We start from the raw sequence: 25513 nt of genomic DNA, 5'->3' as shown, positions 1-25513 counted from the left end.
GACCCCTTGAGATGCTTTGGGTATGGAAAGAACGGCGGCAGAAGATGCGTTGGAAGCCTTTGAGGCTTCCATCCCCGTGTTGCTTTCCCATGTGCGGCGCGGGTTAGGCAGCTCGATCTCCACGAATGACACTGGGTCTAATGATCGGAAGGGCTAGGAGTCCTGGCGAGTCTCGGGGCCGGCGTCGTCGTAAGACAGGTTCTCGTAATCGACGTCGTCCTCCTCATCCAGCCGGTCATCCAGCTCCTGCAGGAGCCAAGGGTTGACGCGGGCCAGGATCTTGCGGACTTCTTCGACATCCACGGCGGAATAGAGCACCGGCCGGGCATCCCGGTATTTGGTGACCGGTGGTTTGTCCGGCCATTTCTCGGCCAGGGCCTTGACTCTCTCCGGCAGAGAATTGTGGGCGTTGTCCGCAATTTTCACCAGGGTCGCGTCGTGGTCCTCAGCGATGAAGCGGATCCCGGCCTGGTAATCGTCGGGGTCGTCGTGCAGGCGATTGGTAACGCGTTCGATGATGCTCACGGCCCGCTGGGAAACGCCCATGTCCAGCAGGGCCTGGCGAGTAATCGGAGTGTCTTCGGCAATGTCATGCAGGTAGCCGGCAATTCGGATGTCGTCGTCGAAATCCGCCAAGGCGTCTCCGACCGCAATGACATGCTCCCGGTATGGACGCTTCAGTTTGTCCTTTTGGCGATTGTGGGCCACTTCGGCCAGGACCTTCGCGGTGTCTACAGTGAAGCTGGGGGCGGAGTCGTGCTCCGGCGAGGGCTGGTCTGACATGGCTCCAGCCTACGCGCCGACTCACTGAAGAACCTCGCCCGGACCAGCTACCGCTTCCCGTACTTCCGGTGGACAGCCTGCTTGCTGACCCCCAGGCAAAGAGCAATCGCTTCCCAGGACAGCCCGGCCTGACGCGCACTCCGGACGAGTGTAGCTTCTGCCCGTCCCACTTCCTTTTGCAGTTCAGCAACGGCGTACAGCGCCTCGGCCGGACCTTTGCCGTCCATCGATCCAACGAGTGTCTTCATTCGATCCACCTCCATTTCGTCAACATTAGTTGACGAGCGGGGTAGCGTCAACATCAGTTGACGGATCCGGCCCGGCGTATGCGCTTGGAAGGACCCTTGCGTGCCCGGTGGGGCTGGCACAGGTCAGGACCCGCCATGTGCACCGTCCCGGGAGGCGGGAAGCGCTAGGCGCCTGGCCATACCCACGGCTCCCGGGGAAGCGCGACGGGGTCGAACGCTGCGAGCGCCTGCTCAAGGGTCCCGCCCGGCAGACCCACCGAAGCCAGCAACAGATCCCTCACCCCGGCCGCGGACTGCCCCCTGAGCGCTAGGTCGCCAAGCGTAACTGCGCCGTCGCGCTTCGCCAACCGGACGCCGTCGGAATTCACCACAAGGGGAACATGGGCGTATTCCGGCACCTGCAGTCCTAGCAGCGAGGCAAGATACGCCTGCCGCGGCGTGGACGGCAGAAGGTCATCCCCGCGGACCACCTGGTCGATGCCCTGGGCAGCATCATCCACCACGACCGCAAGGTTGTAGGCCGCGACGCCGTCGTTGCGGCGGAGCACGAAGTCGTCCACTACCCCGGTGAATCCGCCGTGCAACACATCCCGCACGGCAAATTCGGTCACCGCAGACCGGAGCCGGAGAGCAGCAGGCCGGGTCGACCTCTTGAACTCCAGCTCGGCCCGGTCAAGGTCCCGGCAGGTGCCCGGATACGCGCCCTGCGGCGCGTGCGGAGCGGAGGCCGCCTCCTGGATCTCCCGGCGCGTACAGAAGCATTCGTAGGTCAGGTCCGCGGCAGCCAGGCGGCTGATGGCTTCGGCGTACACGTCACCGCGGTCAGTCTGGCGGACGACGGCGCCGTCCCAGGTCACTCCTATGGCCGCCAGATCGCGGAGCTGCTCGGCCTCCGCCCCGGCCCGGGCGCGGTCAAGGTCCTCCACGCGCAGCAGGAAATTCCTGCCGGTGGAACGGGCAAAGAGCCAGGCGAGAATGGCCGTCCGTAGGTTGCCCACGTGAAGTTCACCGGAAGGGCTCGGGGCGAAGCGGCCGGCTTTGGTCATGCAACAACCCTATGTGGACAAGGCGCGGGGGTCCGTCGCGCCGGCCGCGGGTTTGGGCGGTAGCACCTTGGACAACACAGGTGACAGCATCGGGACAGCACAAGGGCCCCTCAGCTACCGATGACTTCGGGAAATCCGACGTCGGTAGCTCAGGGGCCCTTGCCGTGGTTGCGGAGTGACGATGCGTGAACAAGTGTCAATCAGCGGCGTCCTCCTTGCGGGAGGCGGAATCTAGGATCCGGGTGGTGTGCCGGGGAGCCTATAGCCTGCGGGGATCGGCGGTAGCCTTGCCCTTGTTGCCACTATTTGAGCAGAGGCCATACAGTAGGCACAACCGGCACGGTTTTGATTGTTCAGTCTGACTATTCCGGGCCGTATTCATCGACAGGAAATGATCAGATTGCACGAACTCGACGCCACGGACAAGCGGATCCTTAAAGCCCTGGACGAGGACCCGCGCGTGCCCATCATGGTCCTGGCCCAGAGGCTGGGCCTGGCGCGCGGAACGGTGCAGTCGCGACTGGAGCGGATGACTGCGTCGGGCGCCCTGCGTCCCAACAGCAGCCGGGTGCTTCCCTCCGCGCTGGGACGTGGAGTGGCCGCCGCTGTAAGCGCGGAACTGGACCAGAGCCACCTGAACGAAGCCATTGCCGCCCTCCGGAAGATCCCCGAGGTCCTGGAGTGCCATGCCCCCGCCGGCGACACCGACCTGCTGATCCGCGTCGTCGCCAGCAGCCCGGACGATCTCTACCGCGTATCGGAGGAAATCAGGCTTTGCCCGGGGATAGTCCGCACGTCAACAAGCATGTTCCTGCGCGAGGTGATTCCCTACCGGACCACAGGATTACTGAGCGACTGAGTCCGCTGTGCGGCCACACACGGGCTCTTGCCTCTCCTTACACCGGTTTACACCGGTGGGCCGGCATTCGACTTCAGGTTCTTCATCACCAGGGTTGAGGTCAGTCGTTCGACGCCGGGCAGCGAGGTGAGCTCCGAGTCGTAAAAACGCTGGTAGGCCGGCAGGTCCTCCGCGATGACCTTCAGCAGGTAGTCGGGTGAGCCGAAGAGCCGCTGGGCCTCGACAATGTTGGCATTGTCCGCCACCCTGTTTTCGAAGATTTCCATAGTGCGCCGGTCCACCTGGCGGAGGGTCACAAACACGATGGCCTCGAACCCCAGCCCGACGGCGGCGGGGTCGATATCTGCCTTGTATCCGCGGATCACTCCTGACGTTTCCAGATCCCGAAGCCTGCGGTGGCACGGGGCAACTGTCAGTCCCACCTTGGCTGCGAGCGCTGTGGCGGTCATCCGCCCGTCCTCTTTGAGGTGGCGCAAGATATTTCTGTCAATGTGGTCGATCACGCAATTATCTTACTCAGACGTCCTAAAGTATGGCGAAAAAGGCGAGCACTTATGGCGGCTAAGTTAATAGGCTTTGTTTCTGTAGCCGTCTGACAGGAGCCCGCCATGAACCCCCAGCTGTTTTCCGCGTTTGTGCTGGTGGCTGCAGCGCTGGCATGCACACCAGGCGTGGATTGGGCGTACTCCATCACGGCAGGCCTGCGGCAACGCAGCTTCGTTCCCGCCGTCGCCGGACTTTGCGGCGGCTACATACTCCATACCCTGCTGATGGTCGGAGGCATCGCGGCGCTGCTTGCGGGCATGCCGGGGGTCCTCGGCTGGATCACCGTGGCGGGAGCGGCTTACCTCCTCTGGCTCGGCGTCAGCACTTTGCGTTCCTGGCGCGGGGCCTCCTTCGGCCTGACGGCCGCCGTCGGAAATCCCGCATCCAACCAGTTCCGGACATTCCTGCAAGGGATGGGCACCAGCGGGATCAACCCCAAAGGCCTGCTCTTCTTCGTGGCCCTGGTGCCGCAGTTCGTCAGCCCGGACGCGCCCCTTCCAATGCCGGTGCAGTCCGGCCTGTTGGGCCTGACATTTGTGCTGCTTGCCGCCGTGGTCTACACCTGCGTGGCGCTCCTGGCCCGCAAGCTCCTGCAGTCCCGGCCGCGGGCAGCAGGCAAAATCACCCTCGCCAGCGGCATTATCATGGTAGCCCTCGGCGTCGCACTGCTCTGCGAACAGCTGGGTCCCCTGCTGATTTCCTACGGCGTCCGGTTCCCGGTGCAGTAGCCTGTGAGCAACCTTCCCGGGTTTGGCGCCCGGGACGGAACGAAGGGACGTCCCATGCCGCAACCCGGGCCCGACGGGGCCGTTGATGAGTGGCTGCGTTAGAACTTCCGCTCCATGAACCATTCCGTGAATTCCGTGGCCCGTCCGTCCGGGGCCAGCCGGATGATCCAGAGATTGTCATAGCTGGGGCGGTCGCCCAGGTAGTGCGTGAAGCCCTGCACAAAGGCCAGGTCACCGTCGGTGCCGAGCTGCTTCCACTCGAAGGTCCATTCATCGGGTTCGTCACGGGCTGCAAGCCACCGGTCCACGATCTGCTCCCTCCCGGTCCAGGGATCCCTGTCATTGGGCCGGGTGGCGTAGACCGCGTCCTCCGTGAACAGTGCCCGGATATCTTCAGGCTCATTCGTGGTCCATGCCGCGATGTACTTTTCCATCCAGGACCGGACTGCGTCGCTCATTTCTCCGTTGTACCCTGCGGCCGCCCGGCCTACAAGGGCAGGTAGATCACCCGCCGCGGGAGCTGGACGATACGTCTGGGCTCAATCCCCGCCCAGCTGCTTCCAGTCCTGCTCCCAGAGCCTGCGCTCCTCCACGTCCTTGCGGATCACTTCAAATGTTTCGAGCTCCGCGGGCCTCCCGCGGAGCCAGCCCAGCGGATTGAGTGACTTCCGGCCGTTCTCTAGGACCAGCAATGCGCCGTCCGTGAGCGCATCATTGCGCAGCATCAAATCCGTCTTGCGGCGCCGGAGCACCTCCTTCAAAGTCTCCTGCGCCTTCGAGTGGGCGCGGAGCCGCCTCAGCGAACGGGCCCGGACCAGCAGCAACGCAGCGGAGAGGTCATCCGAGTTGAGCAGGCCGTCGGTCCAGATCACCACTTCCTTGTCCCGGCCAAGCGAGTGGGCGAGGGCGCAGCGGGCCAGCGCACTAGGCAAAGACGGCGGCAATGCGGCCAGCGACTCCAGCGCGGCTTCCGTATGGCCTGTCTCCCGCAGCGAGTGCGCCAGGGCCAGGAAAACCGCTTCCTCGCTGAAGAGCACGGGGACCTCGATCCTTTCCGCCAGCTCCACCCGGGTTACCACCCGCGTGAGGTAAGTGGACGCATACTGGTTGGCGTCGTCGTCGTTCCTGGTGGACAGGCCCCGCTGGAGGAGTTCGGAGGCGCGAAGATAGCTGCCGTGCTTGTACGCAAGCAGTCCGGCCATGATGTAGCACAGGCCGGCCCACTCGGGATAAGCCCGGCCCACAGTAATCAGCCGCTCCGGTTCCCTGCTGGTGAAGATGGCACCGTGGACGGCCTTGGCCGCTTTGCCCGGCAGCCGCTTGAGCCTCGGGACGTCGCCGTCCACGGAAATCAGCGCCTCGTCACGGCCGCCAAGGACTCCATGAATAAGCCCGCCGACGCCGTCGGCAAGTTCGCGGACCGGCGTCCTGAGCCTGGCGTGACCGAACGGCGTCAGGTCCCGGGTATCCCGGTAGATCGGCGCTTTTGCATCCCCCGCGGTCATTTCTCCATGCTACGTGGCCAGGGAGACCCAGAGGCCGATCACCCAGGTGCTCGCCGCCAGGCAGGCCAGCCCGAACTCCACCAGAATGCCCAGCCCAGTGGCCTTCACCGCCGCCCAGCTGGATGCGGTGGCCATGCGGAAGTTGCGGGTCCGGACGAACTCGCTCAGCAGGAGCCCGGCGGCAAAACCCACAAAGAGCCCCACGACGGGGATGATGAACATTCCGGCAACACCTGCCACCACGCCGATCACCACGCTCCGGGGCGGGATCCTGTGCTGCCTGAGCCTGCGTCCGGTCAGCACGGCGCTGGCTGCCATGCCCGCCAGTACGAACACCAGGCCAATCGCGAACACCACCCAGCCGGTAGTTCCGGCGCCGCCCCAGATGGCCCACGCCAGCAGGCTGGCCCCGATCAGGACGCTGCCGGGGAGGACCGGAATGACGGTGCCGGCCACGCCCACCAGGATACCCAGGCCACACAGGATGGTCACCACCGTTTCGGAGTTCATGACCCCCAGTTTAGGGCGGCGTTGCTGTCCCGCCGGCTCCGCCTCCAGCGGCCCGGTTTCCCGCGGTTTAACCCCAGACGGCCGCGCCTGCAGCAGCTTGCCCTCCGGCGGTTGGGCTTCCCGCGGTTAACCACCGACGGCGGCGCCTCCCCAGCACGGGAGGCGCCGCCGTCGGAATCCTGACAGGCTGGCTGGCTGAGTGGCTGAGTGCGGAGGCTACTCCGCTTCCACCGCGGCGGCGACGGCGGCAGTCACCGCGGGTGCCACACGCGGGTCCAGCGGGCTGGGCACGATGTAATCCGCGGAGAGGTCAGCTTCCGCGAGTCCGGCGATGGCGCGGGCAGCTGCAAGTTTCATCGCTGGCGTGATCCGGCGGGCACCCGCATCCAGGGCGCCGCGGAAAATGCCGGGGAAAGCCAGGACGTTATTGATCTGGTTGGGGAAGTCACTACGTCCGGTTGCGACCACCGCGGCGTACTTGGCGGCCACCTCCGGCAGGACTTCCGGGTCCGGGTTGGAGAGGGCAAACACGATGGAGCCCTCGTTCATCAGCTTCAGGTGCTCCTCGTCCAGCTTGGAGGAGGAAACGCCGACAAACACGTCAGCGCCAAGCAGAGCCTCGCCCGGGCCGCCGCTGATGCCGCGGGGATTGCTGCGCTCCGCCATCTGGGCCTTCTTGCTGGCCGGATCGGCAGCGATGTCCGCACGCTCGCGGTTGATGACACCCTTTGAATCGAGCAGGATGACGTCCTTGATGCCTGCGGTGAGGAAGATTTCCGCGACCGCGATGCCTGCGGCACCTGCGCCGGACACCACCACGCGGAGGCCCTCGAGTTCGCGGCCGGTCACCTTGGCGGCGTTGGTGAGGGCGGCAAGGGCAACCACTGCCGTGCCGTGCTGGTCGTCGTGCATCACCGGGCAGTCCAGAGCCTCGATGAGCTTTTCCTCCAGCTCGAAGCAGCGGGGTGCGGAGATGTCCTCGAGGTTCACGGCGCCGAAGCTGGGACGCAGCCGGACAAGGGTTTCCACGATCTCATCGACATCAGTGGTGTTCAGGACCAGCGGAATGGAATCCAGGTCGCCGAAGGTCTTGAAGAGGGCGGACTTGCCCTCCATGACGGGAAGCGAGGCGCTGGCTCCAATGTTGCCAAGTCCCAGTACCGCCGTGCCGTCGCTGACCACGACCACCAGGCGCTGGGCCCAGGTAAGAGTGCGGGCGAGTTCAGGCTTATTGTGGATGGCTCGGCTGACCTCGGCGACGCCCGGGGTGTAGGCGATGGAAAGGTCACGCTTGTTGGACAGCGGCACCGTGCTGGTGATGGAGAGCTTGCCGCCCTGGTGCGCGTCGAAGATCTCTGCTTCTGTCAGGGCTGTGGCGGCGGAATTGTCGATGGATGCGATTGCGTCAATGGACACGTCTTTGTCTCCTGGGGCTAGCCGTGGGCGCACGGCGCATGAGGGCTCAAGCACATGGAGGCTCAAGTGGTGGGTTGGCGCTTCCCAGGGCCCAGGGGTGGCGGGCCCGGTGTGAAGTCGTAGCAGATGCGGATTGCCAGCCACTCCGGTTCTGCAATGGTAATCAGAGCGGACGGGGCAGAAATGACACCATCGGCTGCCAAGAGCCCGCCAAAACGTTTAGTCCCGGTCTTTTGTGATCCGGATCATGCCAATAAGACGGATTTAAGGCCTTACTGGTCTAGACCAGTTACGCCGTTTGGTGCCAAGAATGGGCGGCCGATTCTGCCGGGACGAGGAGCGCGCAGGCCTTTTTCAGGTCTTCTTCCGCCTCGAACAGGGACAACCGGCGGCTCCGGACGGACTGGACCAGACCAGTGACCGTCAGAAGCAGGACCCTGGCCGCCGTCGCATCATTGCATGCTGAGGCCACAGCCTGTTCGCCCAAGGCGTCGATCTCCCGCAGCAGTGCCGTGGTGTCCTGGTCCTTGAGATAGACGCCGCGGGTCAGGCACTGCTCGACGGCGGGCTGCATCACCCTCATGTGGAAAATCTCCATGACCACGCCGGCAAGAGCCCGGCCCCGGAATCGTGCGGCGGCGTTGCGCGCGGCGCCATGCAGCTCATCCAGCTGGTGGCGGTACAGGGCCAGCATCAGGTGGGTGGGTGAGGGAAAGTACCTGTACAGCGTCCCCAACGGGACATCCGCCTTCGCCGCGACCTCGGACAGATCCACCGAATCAAGCCCCTTGCGGGCGAACCCTGCGGCGGCCTCAAGAATCCTGGCATAGCGCAACTGCTGGCGTGGAGCGGATGGGCGGGCGGCCATGGGCGGATGGTCTGAAATGGTCTCGGGCATCAGCATTCCGGGGTTGTGTTTTTATGGTGCAGCGGCCAGGCGAACCCCCATCCCGTTCCGCCTGCAATCCGGTCCAACTATACGGCACCCTTTCGTCGCATAATTAGTCAACTCCTTTGATTTTGACCACGAAAACGGCACCCAGCATGCCGATGACCGCGGCGGCCACGTACAGCGCAACGTAGCCTCCCCACAGCTTCACGAAGGGGAAGGCGATGAGCGGCGCCAGGACTTGCGGCAGGGAACTGGCGATATTGATCACACCCAGATCCTTGCCACGGTCCAGGGCAGTGGGGAGCACCTGGGTGATGAGCGCGAAATCCACGGCCAGGTACGCGCCGAAACCGATTCCAAGGACAATGGCTCCCGTGATGGCCCCCGGCCAGGTAGGCGCAAACGCCAGGATCAGCGAAGCCACGGCAATGATCACCGACGACGCAATCACTAGCGGCTTGCGCCTGCCCACCCGGTCACTGAGCAGACCGCCCGTGATGCTGGTGACGATGACCATCACCGCATAGAGGCCGGTGAGGACCAGCACGCCGAACTCGGGCTCGATTCCCTGCGTCTCCTTCAGGTGCACGGCATCAGTCAGGAAGAACAGCAGGTACAGCGTCACCATGTGGTTGCCAATGTTCACCAGCAGGCGCGTGAGCCAGGCCCACGCGAAGTCCGGGTAGGCCGCCGGCGAAATCCAAAAGCCCCTGGCAAAGGCGGAAAGGCTGAAGGGCGGACGCATCGCCACAGGGAGGGGAACGTCGTCGCTCCTCAGGAAATAGAGCACGACGCCGGCGGGGAGCGCTGCGGCACAAATCCAGTAGCCTGCCGCGAAATTTCCGCTGACGGCGGCAGCAATCACGGCGCCGGCGAGGATTCCCACCGTCTGGCCCATGGCCGCCAGGCCGCCGACCGTGGCTCGCTGCGGAACCGGCACGCGGTCCGGGATCGCAGCGGTGATGGCGGCGTAGGCGCTGTTGCATCCGGCCTGGACCAGGCACCAGAGAACGGTCATGATGGCCACGGTAGGGGCACCCGCGAGCGCAATCAGCGCGGCTGCCCCCAGGATCGCTCCGAAGAGAACCCACGGGACGCGCCGTCCCAGCCGCGATTTGGTGCGGTCGCTGAGCGCCCCGAACAACGGATTGGCCACCAGGGACACCGCGGCTCCGGCGCCAGTGACCAGGGCCAGGATGGCTTCTTTGTCGTTGTCGCTAAAGTGGGCCGCCTGCTGGCCCAGAAGCACCTGGATGGGTCCGAAGAAGGCCGCATTGATGCCAAGGTTGACCAGCACCAGGCCGGTGATCCACAGCGGGCGGACACGCTGCACCGGTTCCGCCAGGGCCGTCGTCGGCGTTCCTGCCGGTTGCCTGCCGAAGGCAGCCGGGTCCGGCACTGCTCCGGGCATGTCGGACAAGCTCATGACTGGCTCCCCCCGGAACAGTTGTCGGTTCTGGAAATCAGACTATCGTGGGCATCACCGCCTCGCTTGTCATACGGCACATTGCCTGCGGGCGTAGCCTTCGAAGACACTGTCCAGCTAGGAGAACCCATGACCGCAGCCGCCGAAAACCAGTCCAGCCCGGCAGTCAACACCGCCGATCTCTACGATGAGCGCGGGGAGGAGCTGGCATCAGTATCGCTTCAATTCCAGTCCCTGGGCGGCCATTCACACTTCAGCGGCCCGGTCCGCACCATCCGCTGCTTCCAGGACAACGCGCTGGTGAAATCCACGCTGGCAGGCCCGGGCAATGGCGCCGTCCTGGTGGTGGACGGCGGCGGCTCGCTGGGCACGGCCCTGATGGGCGACATGATCGCCGAAAGCGCCGTGGCAAACGGCTGGGCCGGCGTCGTCATTAACGGAGCTGTCCGTGACCGGGAGGCGATCGCGCGGCTGGAACTGGGGGTCAAGGCGCTGGGAAGCAACCCGCGCAAGAGCGCCAAGGCGGGCGCAGGCGAGGTGGACGTGGACGTACAGATCGCGGACGTGACCATCCGTGCCGGCGTCATGATCTGGTGCGACCCGGACGGCATCCTGGTGGAGCGCTGATCCGGCCGCAGTGAACACCGGTCCCCGCGCTCAGGCCAGCGTTTAGCGCGGGGATCCAACCCGTCTCGAACCTCAACAGGAAAAAAGATGGGCAGGGAGGAACAAATCGGGAAGTAAGATAGTTACTGAAAGCAACTATCAAGCTTGTTTCCCTTTTCTTCCTCTGGAGCAGTCATGTCCAAAGCCACCGCCGTGCGAGCCGCCGGCGAAACCCTGACCCAGCGTCAGATCATCACTGTCATGGTGGGACTCATGCTCGGCATGTTCCTGGCATCCCTGGACCAGACCATCGTGTCCACCTCGATCTACACCATCGCCAACGACCTGGACGGGCTCTCCCTGCAGGCCTGGGCCACCACGGCCTACCTCATCACCTCCACCGTCAGCACGCCGCTCTACGGCAAGCTGAGCGACATCTTCGGCCGGCGCCCCCTGTACCTGACGGCCATTGCGATCTTCCTGGTGGGCTCCCTCTACGCCGGTTCCGTGCATTCCATGACCGAACTCGCCATCGCCCGCGGCGTTCAGGGACTCGGCGCAGGCGGCCTGCTGGCCCTCGCGCTGACCATCATCGGCGACATCGTCTCGCTGAAGGACCGTGCCAAGTTCCAGGGTTACTTCATGTCCGTGTTCGGCATCTCCTCGGTGCTGGGTCCGGTGGTGGGCGGCGCCTTTGCCGGGTCAGCCACCATCCTGGGTTTCGACGGCTGGCGCTGGGTATTCTTCATCAACCTGCCCATCGGCCTGGCCGCACTGACCGTGGTGTTCCTCTTCCTGCACCTGCCCTCAAAGCATGTAAAGCAGAAGATCGACTACTGGGGCGCCGCAGCGATCACCCTGGCGATTGTGCCCCTGCTCCTTGTGGCGGAACAGGGCCGGACCTGGGGCTGGACCTCGGTGAATTCCTTCCTCTGCTACGGTTTGGGCGTTGTGGGCATCCTCTGGTTCCTGCTGGCTGAAAAGCGCGCCGGGGACTACGCCCTGATCCCGCTCCGGCTGTTCAAGAACGTCACCTTCGGTTTGTCGTCGCTGCTGAACTTCATCATCGGCATCGGCATGTTCGGCGCTATCGCGATGCTCCCCATGTACCTCCAGCTCGTCAAGGGTCTCACCCCCACGCAGGCCGGCCTCATGATGATCACGTTCACCGTCGGCATCCTCACGGGCTCCATCACAGCAGGCCGCACCATCTCCGCGTCCGGGACGTACCGGATCTTCCCCATCATGGGCACGGCCATCCTGACGGCAGCCGCCCTGGTGATGGGCTTGTCGCTGGGCGTGGACACCGGACTGTGGGTCCCTGGCCTGATCGCCGTGTTCTTCGGCATGGGCCTGGGTTTCTGCATGCAGCCGCTCACCCTGGCCATGCAGGTTTCCGTCCCGCCGAAGGACATGGGCGTGGGAACCTCCTCGGCCGCATTCTTCCGTTCCATGGGCGGAGCCGTCGGCACGGCCGTGTTCATCTCCCTGCTGTTCAGCCTGGCCGCGAACCGGATTGCCGACGGCATGAAATCAGCCATGCAGAACGCGGACTACCTGGCCGTCCTTAAGGATCCCGCCGTCGCAGCTGACCCCGCCAACGCCAAGCTCTACGAGTTCTTCCAGAACGGCGCGTCCAACGATTCGCTCAACGACACCAGCTGGCTGCACACGGCCAACAGCGCCCTTACCCGGCCCATCACCGAGGGCTTTGCCTACGCCATCGACACCGTGATGATCACCGCTGCAGTGCTCACCGGCGTCGCATTCCTCATCAGCTTCGCTCTGCCGAACAAGAAGCTGACGGACCCGAAGGCCGCTGCAAAAGAGGCGGTCCCGGCCCACTGACCCATTCTGGTTCCGGCGCGGTCCGGCTAAGCGTCACGGCAGGCAGTCTTTTGGACTGCCTGCCGTTCCCTTTTACCGGGATACCGGGCTCGCCATCTTGAGGCAGACCCAAAAGCGTGCCCTGTGTGACGGCGAGGGCACCGATGGGTAGAGGGCACAATCAGGCGCGAAGCGTGGCGTTGACTTTGTCGATGACGGGGAGGGCAGCCGCCAGGGCCCTTCGGTCCTGGTCACTGAGGGAGCTGAGGATGCCCGCCATGACTGCTGTGCGCCGCTCATTGGCGGAGTCGACGGCGGCCCTTCCTTCAGCAGTAAGCATCACGCGGACGGCACGGGAATCATCAGGATCCGGCTTCCGGCGCGCGAGTCCTGCCCGCTCGAGCCTGATGATCTGCTCCGTGGCGCTGGGCACCTTGACCCCCAGGTTCCGGGCAATCTCCCCGACCCGCACCTCGCCGTCAAGCAGCATCTTCAGGGTGCTCAGCTGGGCTGCGCTGAGTTCACCGTCGCCGTCCAGGCGGCGTAACAGGTAGACACTGTGGCGGAGGGCTTCGCGGAAATCGCGGGCGAGCTCACGCAGCCCCGTGTCCTCATGCAGCCCAAAGTCCCGATCGGAAGTATCCATCGTTAGGCAGCCTAAGAGTCAGGTGCCCTTACCGTCAAAGTCACAAGGTCAGCTTCATGCCCTCATGGCTGGCGTCAAAGCCCAGCCGCTGATAGAACCTGTGCGCGTCCGTCCTGGTTTTATGGGTGGTCAGCTGCATGTGCCCGCAGCCGCGGCGCCTGGATTCGTCGATGGCCCATTGGAGCATGATGTTGCCTATGCCCTGGCCGCGGAGGTCGCCGGTCACCCGGACGCCCTCGATCTGCGAGCGCCAGGAACCGCGCCGCGAGATGCCCGGAAGGAAACTCAGCTGGAACGTCGCCACCACCGGCCCGGAATCCGCACCGGCGGGCATCAGTTCGCCCACGGCCAGCACGTGGCATGGATCGGCGTCGATCGCTTCAAACGCCCTCACATAAGGGGCAAGATCCTCCACGCTTTCGCGGCCGGCACCGAGAGAGTCATCGGCTAGCAGCTGCACGATCGCCAGCACATCCGAGCGGGTCGCGTGCCGCAGGCGGAACGTTCCGGCGTCGACGTCGCGGGTAAGCAGAGGGGGCAGGGCATCTGGGTTCCGGGTCACCTAACCAGCATTCCACACCAGACGTGGCGGGCAGGGAGAAGGCGACCTACAGACGCACGACGCCGGCACTCACGTTGAGTGCCGGCGTCGTTGTTTGCCGAAATCGTGGTTACGTGCGGCGGTGTCAGGCCGGGGCCTTGGCGGGTTCCGCCTGGCGTTCCTCGACGAGGGTGGACACGGCGTCGAAGAGGGGATGTTCCGGCGTCAGGCCCGTGATCCGCGCCGTCGCCTCTGCAGGCGTGGACGAGGCCAGGATCTGCGCCAGTTCAGTCGCTTCGGCATCGGCGGGGTCGTTGAACCGGAGGGCAGCGGCGATTGCGCCGAGGAGCGCCTCCGGGACAATACCGCGTTCGGCGAGTTCAGCGGCCGGTCCGATGAACCGTTCATTGCGGCTGAGTTTCCGCAGCGGGGCCCGGCCCACCCGGCTGACAGTGTCCGGTAGGTACGGGTTGGAGAACCTGACCAGGATCTTCTGGACGTAGGCTTCCTGTTCCTCGTTGCTGAAGCCGTGTTTGGAAACCAGGAGCTGCTTGGTCTCTTCAAGGACCGCCCGGACGTCCTCGGCAACATCCTGGTCGGCCATGGCATCCGAGAGCTTCTCCAGGCCGGCCTCGAATCCGAAGTACGCCGCGGCGGCGTGGCCTGTGTTCACGGTGAAAAGCTTCCGCTCGATATAGGGGGCCAGGTCCTCAACGAAGGTCGCCCCGGGGATGGCAGGCGGCGCCCCGGCAAAGGGTTTCCGGTCGATAACCCATTCGTAGAAGGTTTCCACCGTGACGTCCAGGCCCTGCCCGGCGTCCTGGTTGGGGACGATCCGGTCCACGGCGGTATTCGCAAACACCGCCAGGGAGTCGAGGGAACCCGCGGCGTCATCCCACAGCGCGGCAATTTCGTCTCGCAGGATGTCCGTGGCGTTGATGGCGTTTTCGCAGGCCATCACCTGCAGCGGCGCGAGGCCGGCGTCCCGCGCAGCGATTCCCTTGGTGATGGCCGGTGCCACGAACTTCAGGATGTGCGGCCCGACGGCGGTGGTGACGATATCCGCCGTCGAGATTTCCGCCACCAGTTCAGCCTCCTGCAGGGAGGAATTCAGCGCCCGGAAGTTGTCCACTGTCCGGACCGTCGGATTCTCTCCCACCTCGTGGACGGCGTAGCTGTCCGCAGCTGCCAGTTGGGTGATGAGGGCTTCCGCGACGTCGGCGAAAACCAGCTCATACCCGGCCTCGTGCAGCAGCAGCCCCACGAAGCCTCGGCCGATATTACCCGCTCCGAAATGTACTGCCTTCACTATGCGTTGACCTTCCCGAACAGCTCGAGCACTTCATCCACCGACGTTGCTGCTTCCAGCTGGGCCACCTGTGCCTTGCTGGTGAATACCTTGGCGATCGAGGACAGGATGTGGAGGTGCTCGTTGTTGATGCCGGCCACGCCCACCACGAACTTGACCTGCTTGCCGTCCCAGTCGATGCCGTCAGGGTAGCGGATCACGGAAACGGCGGACTTCCTGATGTGGTCCTTCGCGGCGTTGGTCCCGTGGGGTATGGCGAGGTAGCTGCCCATGTACGTGGAAACGGACTCCTCGCGTTCGTGCATGGCCGCGATGTAGCCCTCGTCCACGGCGTCGCGTGCCAGCAGGAGCCGGCCGGCTTCGTCAATCGCTGCATCCCGCGTGGTGGCAGTGCCGTTGAGGATCACGCTCTCGGCAGCAAGGATGTCGGAATGCCCGACGGCGGCCGTTTCAGTAGCGACTCCGGCGCCCGCTGCCGCGGTCGCACCGGTTGCGGCACTATGGGCGCCAGGGCTGGCCGCTGCCGCAGTACCTGCGCCGGACGTCCTGGCTTCGGTTTCCCCGGTGTTGCTGCTCCTGACCAGCTCGACAATTTCGTCGTAGCGTGGACTGTTCATGAAGTTGTCCACGGAGAAATGCGCCGCGCTGGACGTGACCGGCTTGGCCCGTTCGGTGAGGTCCTGGTGAGTGACCACCACATCGTAGTCGTCCTTAAGACTGGCGATGGAGGCATTCGTGACCTTGACGTCGGGGAATCCGGCCGCCTTGATCTTGTTCCGCAGCACCGAGGCCCCCATGGCGCTGGAGCCCATGCCGGCGTCGCACGCGAACACGATGTTCCGAACTGGTCCGGCAAGAACGGCAATGCCGACCGTACCGGCGCCGGTCAGGGCGGAGGAGACCGAGCTCTTCTTGCCCTTCATCTGCTCCATGCGGGAGGTGGCGTCGTTGAGGTCCACCTCGTCGCTGTGCTTGGTTGTCTTCAGGATGACCGAGGCCACCAGGAAGGAGACGGTGGTTGCCAGCAGGACCGCAAGGATCACGCCGAAGTAGCTGTCCCGGGAGGTCTGTGCGAGCACGGCGATGATGGATCCCGGAGCGGACGGCGCCACCAGGCCGGAGTTGGTGATGGCCAGGGTTGCGATGCCCGTCATGCCGCCTGCGATCGTGGCCAGGATCAGCAGCGGACGCATCAGGACGTACGGGAAGTAGATCTCGTGGATGCCGCCCAGGAAGTGGATGATGGCTGCACCGGGAGCCGAGGCCTTGGCGGCACCTTTCCCGAAGAACATATAGGCGAGCAGAAGCCCGAGCCCCGGACCGGGGTTTGCCTCAAGCAGGAAGAGGATGGACTTGCCCTGGTCCAGCGACTGCTGGATGCCCAGCGGGGTGAGCACGCCATGGTTGATGGCGTTGTTCAGGAACAGCACCTTGGCCGGCTCGATGAATATGCTGGTCAGCGGCAGCAGGCCATTGGCGACCAGGAACTGGACCACGTTGCCGGCGGCCGTGCTGAAGGCCGTGACCAGCGGGGATATGCCATAGAAGCCAAGCATTGCCAGCAGACCGCCCCAAATGCCGGCGGAGAAGTTATTCACCAGCATCTCGAAGCCCGGGCGGATCTTCCCGTCCCAGAGCGAATCGATCTTCTTCATGGTCCAGCCGCCCAGGGGACCCATGATCATGGCGCCGATAAACATCGGGATACCGGCACCGACAATCACGCCCATGGTGCCGATGGCGCCCACCACGCCGCCGCGGACGTCGTAGACCATCCTGCCGCCGGTGTAGGCAATCAGGAGCGGCAGCAGGTATTTGATCATGGGACCAACGAGGCCGGTGTTAGCCACACCCGCGGTCTCACCAAAGCCGCCCAACTGGGGAACAGGCAGCCAGCCCTTCTCAATGAAGAGGGCCGTAATGAGTCCCCAGGCGATGAACGCCCCGATGTTGGGCATGATCATTCCGGACAGGAAGGTCCCGAACTTCTGGACGCCAACCCGCATGCTGGTTCGCGGCTTTGCAACTGTCTCTGTTGCCATGTGATTTCCTAACCGTGATTCCTGCTGCTTCGCAGGATGGTCCGATATTTTCCGACGACGGAATTGCCATAAGGAAGAGGTGGAGCTGCCCCTGGGGGCTGACGTGCCTGGTTGGCGCGTTTACTGACTGCTTGAGATCCGGTGCAGCCATTCGAGGAAGAGTTTGAGTTCCGAGCTGGAGAGCTGGTCTGAGTGCGATGCCTGAAGTGCGGCATTCAGGGCAATCGCAGCCACCACCACCGAGGACTTTCCGGAGTCATCCGAGCCGGCACCGGCGGCCTGCTCAGCGGCCACCGCGAAGATCATGGCGTCCCTGGTCATGGTGGACAGTTCAAGGTTCCGTTCAGTGGCAGGTTCCGCTATCAGCATGAGCGTCACGCCAACGTTGGCAGCCAGGATGGACCTGGCAGCCTCGCGCGGCTGGACGTTCAGCTGGCCCGCCATTGCTGCCTTGTTCAGCATTTCCTCCATCAGGGCCTCGGCATCAGCAACGATGGAGGGGCGGCTTTCAGGACGGATATTGCCGAACATCACCAGGTACAGTTCCGGATGGTTGAGCCCGAACTGGACGTGGTTGTCCCACATCCGCCGGATATCCTCCAGCGGGTGTCCGGAAGGGGCGAAATCCCGCTCGCCCGCAACATATTCTTCAAAACCTGCGGTGACGACGGCGTCGAACAGACCTTCCTTGTCACCGAAGTGGTGGTACAGCGTGGGCGCCGTGACGCCCGCCAGCTGGGTGATCTGGCGGGTGGAAACAGGTGCCCCCGCAGAGTTGGCCAGCAATTCCGCCGCGGCACGCAGCAGTCTCGTTTTCGGGGGAAGCTGGCCATCCAAACTCATAGCCGCTACCCTATCACCTATAGCGTTGCTATATGAACTGCATCACATACAATTTTTTCAGGCACGTTTCAGCCGTCGCACACAGCGGTTGCGGCGGCCCGGCATGACGCCGGGACAACCTTGGCGGGCCTGGCTACCGGCAGAGAATGAGGACCTTCAGTGCAGAACTTCCCAGGAGTAGGCGTGAGCCCCGGCCGCATCATCGGCACCATCCGGCAGATGCCCAAACCGATCAGTGAACCTCCGGCCGGAGAGCAGCTGGCCGCCGGAACCTCTGCAGAGGAAGCCACTGCCGCGCTCAAGTCGGCTTCCCAGTCCGTGCATGACGAGCTCAAAGCGCGTGCCGCCCATGCCACCGGGGACGGCAAGGCAGTCCTGGAGGCCACGGCACTGATGGCCAAGGACACCATGCTGATCAAGGGGGCGGCCAAGCTGATCGCCCGCGGAACCTCGGCCGAACGTGCCGTCTGGGAGTCCGGGTCCTCCGTCTCGGAAATGCTCCACAACCTGGGCGGCTACATGGCCGAGCGTGCAACCGACGTCCTGGACGTCCGGGCCCGCATCGTCGCTGCACTCCGGGGCGTTCCCGCGCCGGGGATCCCGACGTCCGGCACCCCCTTCGTTCTGGTGGCCGAGGACCTCGCTCCGGCGGACACTGCAACCCTGGACCCGAACAAGGTCCTGGCCCTGGTGACCTCAGGCGGCGGGCCCCAGTCACACACAGCCATCATCGCCCGCTCCCTCGGCCTTCCCGCGGTCGTCGCCGCAGTCGGGGTGGACGAGCTTCCGGACGGCATGGAGGTGTATCTGGACGGCGCCGCCGGCACTGTCGTCTCCGAGCCGGACGAATCCCTGCGTTCCGCAGCGGAGGCATGGGCGGCCACGGCGTCGCTCCTGGCAGAGTTCACAGGCACGGGCGCGACGGCGGATGGACACCTGGTGCCCCTGCTGGCCAATGTGGGCGGCGGCAAGGACGCCGAGGCGGCCGCCAAGCTGGGTGCCCAGGGCGTTGGCCTGTTCCGCACCGAGTTCTGCTTCCTGGAGCGGGATACCGAACCCTCGGTGGAAGAGCAGGCGGCAGCGTACAAGAGTGTTTTTGACGCTTTCCCCGGCAAGAAGGTTGTCCTGCGAACCCTCGACGCGGGCGCCGACAAGCCGCTCCCCTTCCTGACGGACTCCACCGAGCCCAACCCCGCCCTGGGCGTGCGCGGCTACCGCACCGACTTCACTACCCCCGGTGTCCTGGACCGCCAACTGGAGGCCATCGCACTGGCGGAGAAGCAGTCCGAAGCGGACGTGTGGGTCATGGCCCCCATGATCTCGACCGCCGAAGAAGCCGCCCGTTTTGCCTCCATGTGCGCTGATGCCGGAATCAAGACCCCGGGCGTGATGGTGGAGGTCCCCTCCGCAGCGCTTACGGCCGAGTCCATCCTGCGCGAGGTCGGCTTCGCGAGCCTGGGCACCAATGACCTCACCCAGTACGCCATGGCCGCGGACCGCCAGCTCGGCCCGCTCGCCAACCTGAACACGCCGTGGCAGCCTGCCGTCCTCCGCCTCGTCGCCCTGACGGTTGAAGGATCGCGGGCGGAGGGCAGCAACAAGCCCGTGGGCGTCTGCGGCGAGGCAGCAGCGGATCCCGCCCTCGCCGTCGTACTCACCGGGCTTGGCGTTTCCACGCTCTCCATGACGGCCAGATCACTGGCGGCAGTCGCGGCGGTGTTGAAGACCGTCACGCTGGCCGAAGCACAGGAGCTGGCCAAGCTGGCGCTCTCTGCCCGCAGCGCTACCGAAGCGCGCGCCTGGGTCCGGGAGAAACTGCCCGTGCTGGAAGAACTCGGCCTGTAACGGCCCGCAACCAGATCCACCTGTCAGGCCCGCACCATGAGGAGGACCAATGCCGCAGCGGACTGCCACCATTGCCAGCCGTTCCGGACTGCATGCGCGTCCGGCGGCCATCTTCGCAGAGGCAGCCGGCGACGTGGGAGTGGACGTCACCATTGCCATGCAGGGAGAGCCGGAGGATGACGCGCTGGATGCCTCAAGCATCCTCTCCCTCATGACGCTGGGCGCCGCCAAGGGTGACGTGGTGGTGCTTCGCGCCGAGGGCGAGGGTGCGGAGGCGGCGCTCGATTCGCTCGTGAAGCTCCTGGAGACGGACCTCGACGCCGAGTAGGAGCCGAGGTCCGTAGTAGGGGCGCCGGAGCAGGGGCAGGTGCCGGAGCAAGAGCCGGGTCAGGCGGTCACGCCGAACCCGTCCGCCATCCGGACCCAGCTGCTGATGGCCGCGGCCGCCGGGCCGGGTGCAGTGTGCTGGAAAACGTGGCCCTGCCCAGGGATTTCCACCAGGCTGCCTTGGGGCGCCTGGCCCGCGAGGCGTTCGCACCAGGGATGCGGTGCCACGGGATCCCGGCTTCCGCGCATCACCAGCACGGGCTGGCCGACACCCTGAATCCTGGATTCGAGCGGATATTCCATCATGACGGGCAGCTCCGTCAGGTACCAGCGGAGGCCTGCCCGGAAGTAGTCACCGAAGACGGTGACGTTTGAGGACAGGCTCTCGCTGAACATGGCATCGCGGGTCAGGGCGGCTGCCTGGGCGGGCACCGACTTCCGTCGCGGGTCCACCACCGGTCCCATGAGCACAACGCCGGCCACCAGCCCCGGCTCCTGCAGCGCGAGTTCCACGGCGAACTGCGTGCCCATGGAATGGCCGATCAGCACGCAGGACCGAACCCCGGCATCCGCCAGGACGCCGTTCACGAATTCCGCATACTCCCCCACTGACAGCTGGCGTCCGGGCCTCGGGGCGCCGCCGAAGCCGGGGAGGTCAAAGGAGTAGACGTTGGCCGCCGTGGCCAGCTCCCGGTGCAGGAGCGCGAGGTAACGGTGGGAGACGCCGATGCCGTGCAGGAGCACGTACGTAGGACGGGGGCCGCTGCTTCCGGATCCCACAGAGGCGTAGAGCCGTCCGGTCAGCCCGCCCGCCTCAACGTCTTTGCCGCCACTGAGTTTCATCAGCTGAGCATACCGCCGCCTGCCGGAAGGGTCCCGGGCTAGGCTGTTCCCATGGCACTGATAGCTCCAAGGATGACTGCCGGCCTGCCCGCCGAGGACGCAGAGAAGCTGCAGCGGGCCCTGCAGGGCAGCCATGACATCACCGTGTTCGTGGATGGCACCGTCCACCGGCTGCCGCCGCAGGCCAGGGACGCCGTCGTCGACCTGCTCAGCCGGTTCGGGCGGGGGGAAGCGGTAACTGTCAGCAGCGTGGAGGAAATGCTGACCACATCCAAGGCGGCTGAACTGGCCGGCATCTCCCACACCTACCTCCGCAACATGACCGACCGGGGCGAGATTCCGGTGGAATACCGCGGAACGCACCGGAGGATCCGCCTTGCCGCCGTCATGGCCTGGCTTGACCAGCAGGAGAACACCGGACAGGAGAAGACCCGGCAGGCCAAGCACAACCAGCCGAAAAATGACGACAGAACAGGCTCCCCGTGACGGAGTGATAAGGATCAAGCAACGATCTTTATCAGGCCCTGAAACCGGCTGCCGGGCGGGGTTAGGCTTGATATTGTGGCGAAATTCAGAGGGTTGCACGTTGTGGCGGGCATTGCCGCCATGCTGGTGGCCGCCTTCCTTGGATCCGCCATGAAGCTGAACAATACCGCGGTGGTTATGTCCAGTTCCGTGGTCTTTGTGGCTGTGGCCATGTGGGCGGACAGCGCGCTGACCCGCCGCCGCCGCGAGTCCCTCACCTTGCAGCAGGCGGCGTCACTCGAGCAGGCCACATCCCTGGAACCGCACCCGGCACCGGGCCAGCCGGGACCCGGCCCGGAGGCACCACCCCTTGATTCGCCAAGTCCGGGCGGGTCCTCGGGAGGACCCGCCAAGCGGGAAGACAACGCCGCCTAGATCAGGGGCCGGACAGCCCATCTCCGCATTTTCAGGGCGGCGTGGAGTTCCAGCCTGGCCATTCCCTTCAGCGGATCCACCCCCAGGAGCTGGCGGATGCGGCCCAGCCTGTTGTAGATACTGCTGCGATGGAGGTGGAGCCTGGTGGCCACGTCCTGCACCGAGCCGTCGTTGTCATAGAGGAGTTCCAGGACGGGGATCAGCTCGTCGTTGCGGTCATGGTCCTCCAGCAACCGGAAAAAGACAGACCCGGAATCCGCCCAGGCACCGGCACCGCCGCCGGCAGAGGCCAGCAGCTGGTACACGCCCGCGGAGCGGCAGTCCACCAGTTCCCCAAGCTGTGGATCGACCGCTGCCGCCTGGGCCGCCTGCTTTGACTGCCGGTAGGCGTCGGCCAGCTCCCGCGGCTTGGCAAACCCCTCGCTGATGCCCAGGATGATCCGGTGCACCGGGCGGCCTGAGCGCTTGGCCAGCTCAAGCTGGTAGTGAACCAGTACCTGGGCATGGTTTGCCCGGCCGACGGATTCCCGGAAAAGCACCACCGAATGGGTCTCAGTGCCCGCACTGAACAGGACGGCATCCACGCCCACGGTGGCCTGCAGGGCTGCCGACCGGTGGATCAGCGTGGACGCTATGGGATCCGGTCCCCCTGCCCAGCCGTCGGCGTCGAGCACGGTAACGACCTGCCACGGCCCTTTGCCCTGGATTTCCTTCCAGCCGGCCACGGCAGCCACCGCGTTGGCCTCGCCGGAACAGGCGGCGAGGAACTCGCGCTCGCGGCCGCGGCGGAACTCAGATTCGGCGGTATTCGATTCCAGCAGGAGCCCGGAGAGCAGTTCCAGGTCATCGGCAACATCGGGCAACTGGGCGAGGATCGCCGTCGGGTTTTCATCCTCCGAGTCCTGCTGCACCCACAGGTAGCCCACACGGAATCCCCGGACCATGAGCGGGACGCAGACCCGCCCCAGCATCCCCAGGTCGGGGTTGGCGGGAACCGCTACCGGACGGACCGCCGTCGCGATGCCGTGCGAAAGCTGCCAGGCGCTGACGTCCGCGGGGACGCGTTTGCTCAGCAGAAAATTGACCCGCACCCGGTCGGCATGCGACTGGTTGGAGCTGTAGGCCAGCAGCAGCCCGTCCAGGTCCTCCAGTGAAAGGCCCCGCCCGAGCTTCTGGGCTACACGCTCCACAAGCTGTTCCACATCCTGCTGCTGCATGCGCCAACACTACTTCCCGCGGCGGCGTTCCGGTGAACGGACACGAGGCGACACCTGACGCTTGCGAGCTGGACAAATGTCGAGGTGCTTGAGTCAAAAACCCCGGAATGACGCGGTTACGGTCCTCCGGCCGGCAGGGTTTCATGTCATCTGCCTCACAAGCGGATTTATTCTGGAATCACAACTTATCCCCGCGATTTCAGGCCTTTCGGGTCTGTGAAACTGGAGCCCAGAATGATCATCGGTGTCCCCAAAGAGATCAAGAACAACGAATTCCGCGTTGCCATCACAGCCGCCGGCGTCCATGAATTCCTCATGCATGGCCACAGGGTTCTGGTGGAGCGCGGAGCGGGCCTGGGCTCGGGCATCACGGACGAGGAATACGCCATCGCCGGGGCGGAAATCGTTGCCGAAGCGGACGACGTCTGGGCCGGTGCGGACATGGTGATGAAGGTCAAAGAACCCATCAAGGCCGAGTACCACCGCTTCCGCAAGGGCCTGGTGCTGTTCACTTACCTGCACCTCGCGGCCGAACCTGAGCTGACCCGGGAACTCATCAATTCCGGCGTCACCGCCATCGCCTACGAGACCGTTCAGGAGGGCCGCACCCTCCCGCTGCTCGCGCCGATGTCCGAGGTTGCCGGCCGTCTCTCCGTCCAGGTAGGGGCCACCTCGCTGATGGCTCCCGCCGGCGGAAAGGGAGTACTGCTCGGCGGCGTACCCGGCGTGCGCCCGGCCAAGGTCGTGGTGCTCGGCGCCGGAGTGGCGGGCACTAACGCCGCCGCGATGGCACTCGGCCTGGGCGCCGACGTGACCATCCTGGACATCAACATCAACCGCCTGCGCGAGCTGGACGCCCAGTACCAGGGCCGGCTTAAGACTGTGGCATCCAACAAGTACGAGATCGAGAAGTCAGTGGTGGATGCCGATCTGGTCATCGGCTCCGTGCTGATCCCGGGGGCGAAGGCTCCCAAGCTGGTCAGCAACGAACTCGTGGCCCGGATGAAGCCCGGCTCAGTGCTGGTTGACATCGCTGTGGACCAGGGCGGCTGCTTCGAGGACACCCGCCCCACCACCCACCAGGAGCCCACGTACAAGGTGCACAACACCATCTTCTACTGCGTGGCCAACATGCCTGGCGCGGTGCCTAACACGTCCACGTACGCCCTGACCAACGTGACGCTGCGGTATGCGGTTTCGCTCGCCAACCTGGGCGTCAGGGCAGCATTCGACCGCGACCCGGCCCTCGCGGCCGGCCTTAACATCGCCGGAGGCCATGTGGCGCACCACTCCGTGTCCGAGGCGCACAACCTTCCCCTCGTGGCGGACTGGCACGAACTGGTGTCGGCGTAGAAGTTCCCTTGATTGCCGTCGGAACGGCAGTCATCCAACGCGTGCTGCTCCTTCGTCGCCTGGGCCCACGCCAGCAGGGTTCCCTGGCCGAGCTTGCGAGGTTAGGGTGCTGGTGGGGAGCACGCTTTCTGGATGGCTGCCGTTCTGACGTTAGTTCCCCATCTGCGGCGACGCCAGTTCTCTTGCTTGTTCTATTAATTTGAGGACCTCGACGGCGTCTGCCGGGTTTACCGGGAGCGGCAGGGTGGAGGCCGCGCCGCCGTCGAGGATCTTCTCCGCCAGGAGCCGGTAGAACTCGGGATACGCGCCGCGCTCGGTGGGGAGGGTGTCCAGGTGTCCGTCACGGCCCAGTACACCGGCCCACTCCGGCGCTTCCACCCCGTAATCGGCATCAAGCGGGCTGCCGCCGGCCACGATGTACGGCTCCTGAGGGTCCACGCCATGCTTGGTGAAGCCTCCCGTAGACCCCAGGACGCGAAAGCGCGGACCCTGCTGGGCACATAGCATGTTCATGGTCAGGTGGCTGATCACTCCGGACTGGTGCCGCAGCGCCAGGAAACAATCGTCGTCAGCCCTCTCCTCCGGCCGCCGGGCCTGGAGCTCCGTATGGACTACGGTGGCTGGGCCGAAGAGCTGGAGGGCCTGGTCGATGAGGTGGCTCCCAAGGTCAAACAGCACGCCCCCGCCGTCGGCCGCCGTCGCGTCTGCTTTCCAGGCCTTGGAGATCTCCGGCGACCAGCGCTCAAACCGGGACTCGAACCGGGTCACGCTCCCCAGAGCCCCGCCGGCGAGCAGCTTCCGGAGAGTCAGGAAATCGCCGTCCCAGCGCCGGTTCTGGAATACGCTCAGCACCCGGCCCAGTCGCTCCGCCAACTCGATCAGCTCCTGCCCTTCGGCGCTGCGGACCGTGAAGGGCTTGTCCACCACGACATCCAGCCCTGCCTCCAACGCGGCCTTCGCCAGCGGATAGTGGGTCGCTGGAGGTGTCCCCAGCACCACAAGGTCAAGATTCCCGGCTAGCGCCAGCACCGCATCGCCGTCGGGAACTACTGTGGCACCGGGGTATCGCTCCAGCGCGGCAGCCTGCCTGCCGGCGTCGGACGTCGCGATGATGTCCAGCGAAAAGCGGGCATCGGCCGCGATCAGCGGCGCGTGGAAAACACGTCCCGACAGTCCAAAGCCGACGACGGCGGTGCGGATGGTGGTGTGTTCGGCTCCGGTTCCGGTCATAGGGGAAACGCTACCCCCGCGCACC

Annotated in this window: 27 protein-coding genes; 9 read left to right on the top strand and 18 right to left on the bottom strand. The window is 65.1% G+C overall.

Features of this window, described 5'->3' with window-relative positions; translation table 11 throughout:
• Positions 1-153 precede the first annotated feature (153 nt).
• The 3 genes from QFZ40_RS20910 to gluQRS all read right to left on the bottom strand — a co-directional run bounded on the left by QFZ40_RS20910 (position 154) and on the right by gluQRS (position 2077).
• Entirely contained in the window at positions 154-783 is a 630-nt protein-coding gene (locus QFZ40_RS20910) for a phosphohydrolase (protein WP_306906715.1), read from the bottom strand.
• A 47-nt stretch (positions 784-830) separates the two neighbouring features.
• Positions 831-1046, bottom strand: coding sequence for an AsnC family protein (locus QFZ40_RS20905; protein WP_306906714.1), 216 nt, complete (start codon positions 1044-1046; stop codon positions 831-833).
• Between the two features lie 149 nt (positions 1047-1195).
• Positions 1196-2077 carry a tRNA glutamyl-Q(34) synthetase GluQRS gene (gene gluQRS, locus QFZ40_RS20900; RefSeq protein WP_306906713.1) on the bottom strand — a complete coding sequence of 294 codons (882 nt, stop codon included), beginning with the start codon at positions 2075-2077 and terminating at the stop codon, positions 1196-1198.
• A gap of 391 nt (positions 2078-2468) precedes the next feature.
• Between gluQRS and QFZ40_RS20895 the strand changes: the two genes are divergently transcribed.
• Positions 2469-2936 carry an Lrp/AsnC family transcriptional regulator gene (locus QFZ40_RS20895; protein WP_306906712.1) on the top strand — a complete coding sequence of 156 codons (468 nt, stop codon included), beginning with the start codon at positions 2469-2471 and terminating at the stop codon, positions 2934-2936.
• Between the two features lie 47 nt (positions 2937-2983).
• Here the strand turns inward: QFZ40_RS20895 and QFZ40_RS20890 are convergent, their stop codons facing one another.
• Positions 2984-3439 (bottom strand): Lrp/AsnC family transcriptional regulator, encoded by a 456-nt coding sequence (locus tag QFZ40_RS20890; protein WP_306906711.1) that lies wholly within the window; start codon positions 3437-3439, stop codon positions 2984-2986.
• A 105-nt stretch (positions 3440-3544) separates the two neighbouring features.
• On the opposite strand from QFZ40_RS20890, the gene QFZ40_RS20885 reads away from it, so the two are divergent.
• Positions 3545-4210 carry a LysE family translocator gene (locus tag QFZ40_RS20885; RefSeq protein WP_306906710.1) on the top strand — a complete coding sequence of 222 codons (666 nt, stop codon included), beginning with the start codon at positions 3545-3547 and terminating at the stop codon, positions 4208-4210.
• A 98-nt stretch (positions 4211-4308) separates the two neighbouring features.
• On the opposite strand, the gene QFZ40_RS20880 is transcribed toward QFZ40_RS20885, so the two are convergent.
• The 6 genes from QFZ40_RS20880 to QFZ40_RS20855 form a co-directional block, all read right to left on the bottom strand.
• On the bottom strand, positions 4309-4668 hold the full coding sequence (locus QFZ40_RS20880) for a nuclear transport factor 2 family protein (protein WP_306906709.1): 360 nt from the start codon (positions 4666-4668) through the stop codon (positions 4309-4311).
• Between the two features lie 81 nt (positions 4669-4749).
• Positions 4750-5715, bottom strand: coding sequence for a hypothetical protein (locus QFZ40_RS20875; protein ID WP_306906708.1), 966 nt, complete (start codon positions 5713-5715; stop codon positions 4750-4752).
• A 9-nt stretch (positions 5716-5724) separates the two neighbouring features.
• Positions 5725-6225, bottom strand: a complete 501-nt coding sequence (locus QFZ40_RS20870; RefSeq protein ID WP_306906707.1) for a DUF456 domain-containing protein — start codon at positions 6223-6225, stop codon at positions 5725-5727.
• 216 nt (positions 6226-6441) lie between these two features.
• Complete coding sequence (locus tag QFZ40_RS20865) at positions 6442-7641, bottom strand: NAD(P)-dependent malic enzyme (protein ID WP_306906706.1); 1200 nt, start codon at positions 7639-7641, stop codon at positions 6442-6444.
• A gap of 289 nt (positions 7642-7930) precedes the next feature.
• Positions 7931-8539, bottom strand: coding sequence for a TetR/AcrR family transcriptional regulator (locus QFZ40_RS20860; RefSeq protein WP_306906705.1), 609 nt, complete (start codon positions 8537-8539; stop codon positions 7931-7933).
• A gap of 103 nt (positions 8540-8642) precedes the next feature.
• Entirely contained in the window at positions 8643-9959 is a 1317-nt protein-coding gene (locus QFZ40_RS20855) for an MFS transporter (protein ID WP_306906704.1), read from the bottom strand.
• Between the two features lie 129 nt (positions 9960-10088).
• Here QFZ40_RS20855 and rraA point away from each other — a divergent pair, with 129 nt between their 5' ends.
• Together rraA and QFZ40_RS20845 are read left to right on the top strand one after the other, a co-directional pair.
• Positions 10089-10586, top strand: a complete 498-nt coding sequence (gene rraA / locus QFZ40_RS20850; RefSeq protein ID WP_306906703.1) for a ribonuclease E activity regulator RraA — start codon at positions 10089-10091, stop codon at positions 10584-10586.
• 174 nt (positions 10587-10760) lie between these two features.
• Complete coding sequence (locus QFZ40_RS20845) at positions 10761-12413, top strand: MDR family MFS transporter (RefSeq protein WP_306906702.1); 1653 nt, start codon at positions 10761-10763, stop codon at positions 12411-12413.
• A 160-nt stretch (positions 12414-12573) separates the two neighbouring features.
• On the opposite strand, the gene QFZ40_RS20840 is transcribed toward QFZ40_RS20845, so the two are convergent.
• From QFZ40_RS20840 to QFZ40_RS20820, 5 genes are all read right to left on the bottom strand, one after another.
• On the bottom strand, positions 12574-13038 hold the full coding sequence (locus QFZ40_RS20840) for a MarR family winged helix-turn-helix transcriptional regulator (RefSeq protein ID WP_306906701.1): 465 nt from the start codon (positions 13036-13038) through the stop codon (positions 12574-12576).
• Between the two features lie 40 nt (positions 13039-13078).
• Positions 13079-13600 carry a GNAT family N-acetyltransferase gene (locus QFZ40_RS20835; RefSeq protein WP_306906700.1) on the bottom strand — a complete coding sequence of 174 codons (522 nt, stop codon included), beginning with the start codon at positions 13598-13600 and terminating at the stop codon, positions 13079-13081.
• 124 nt (positions 13601-13724) lie between these two features.
• The gene (locus tag QFZ40_RS20830) at positions 13725-14888 is read right to left on the bottom strand and encodes a mannitol-1-phosphate 5-dehydrogenase (RefSeq protein WP_306906699.1); all 1164 of its coding nucleotides are present in this window, start codon (positions 14886-14888) and stop codon (positions 13725-13727) included.
• Complete coding sequence (locus QFZ40_RS20825) at positions 14888-16930, bottom strand: PTS mannitol transporter subunit IICBA (protein WP_306906698.1); 2043 nt, start codon at positions 16928-16930, stop codon at positions 14888-14890. The genes QFZ40_RS20830 and QFZ40_RS20825 overlap by 1 nt, the downstream gene beginning before the upstream one ends.
• 120 nt (positions 16931-17050) lie before the next feature.
• Positions 17051-17773, bottom strand: a complete 723-nt coding sequence (locus tag QFZ40_RS20820) for a TetR/AcrR family transcriptional regulator (RefSeq protein WP_306906697.1) — start codon at positions 17771-17773, stop codon at positions 17051-17053.
• Between the two features lie 159 nt (positions 17774-17932).
• Here QFZ40_RS20820 and ptsP point away from each other — a divergent pair, with 159 nt between their 5' ends.
• Positions 17933-19618, top strand: coding sequence for a phosphoenolpyruvate--protein phosphotransferase (ptsP, locus tag QFZ40_RS20815; RefSeq protein WP_306906696.1), 1686 nt, complete (start codon positions 17933-17935; stop codon positions 19616-19618).
• 49 nt (positions 19619-19667) lie between these two features.
• Positions 19668-19946, top strand: a complete 279-nt coding sequence (locus QFZ40_RS20810; protein ID WP_306906695.1) for an HPr family phosphocarrier protein — start codon at positions 19668-19670, stop codon at positions 19944-19946.
• A 59-nt stretch (positions 19947-20005) separates the two neighbouring features.
• Here QFZ40_RS20810 and QFZ40_RS20805 read toward each other — a convergent pair whose 3' ends face one another.
• Complete coding sequence (locus QFZ40_RS20805) at positions 20006-20788, bottom strand: alpha/beta fold hydrolase (RefSeq protein WP_306906694.1); 783 nt, start codon at positions 20786-20788, stop codon at positions 20006-20008.
• A 51-nt stretch (positions 20789-20839) separates the two neighbouring features.
• On the opposite strand from QFZ40_RS20805, the gene QFZ40_RS20800 reads away from it, so the two are divergent.
• Complete coding sequence (locus tag QFZ40_RS20800) at positions 20840-21274, top strand: helix-turn-helix domain-containing protein (protein WP_306906693.1); 435 nt, start codon at positions 20840-20842, stop codon at positions 21272-21274.
• A 75-nt stretch (positions 21275-21349) separates the two neighbouring features.
• Positions 21350-21688 carry a hypothetical protein gene (locus QFZ40_RS20795; protein ID WP_306906692.1) on the top strand — a complete coding sequence of 113 codons (339 nt, stop codon included), beginning with the start codon at positions 21350-21352 and terminating at the stop codon, positions 21686-21688.
• Here QFZ40_RS20795 and QFZ40_RS20790 read toward each other — a convergent pair.
• Positions 21685-22905: a PucR family transcriptional regulator gene (locus QFZ40_RS20790; protein ID WP_306906691.1), complete on the bottom strand. Its 1221-nt coding sequence runs from the start codon at positions 22903-22905 to the stop codon at positions 21685-21687. The two genes, QFZ40_RS20795 and QFZ40_RS20790, sit on opposite strands and share 4 nt — an antisense overlap.
• A gap of 234 nt (positions 22906-23139) precedes the next feature.
• On the opposite strand from QFZ40_RS20790, the gene ald reads away from it, so the two are divergent.
• On the top strand, positions 23140-24258 hold the full coding sequence (ald, locus tag QFZ40_RS20785) for an alanine dehydrogenase (protein WP_306906690.1): 1119 nt from the start codon (positions 23140-23142) through the stop codon (positions 24256-24258).
• 150 nt (positions 24259-24408) lie between these two features.
• Here ald and QFZ40_RS20780 read toward each other — a convergent pair whose 3' ends face one another.
• Complete coding sequence (locus QFZ40_RS20780) at positions 24409-25488, bottom strand: Gfo/Idh/MocA family protein (protein WP_306906689.1); 1080 nt, start codon at positions 25486-25488, stop codon at positions 24409-24411.
• Positions 25489-25513 lie beyond the last annotated feature (25 nt).

This window comes from Arthrobacter pascens, from assembly GCF_030816475.1.
Lineage (GTDB): Bacteria > Actinomycetota > Actinomycetes > Actinomycetales > Micrococcaceae > Arthrobacter > Arthrobacter pascens_B.
The sequence above is the reverse complement of the archived record's forward strand: the minus strand, read 5'-3'. Positions and strand labels throughout refer to the sequence as shown.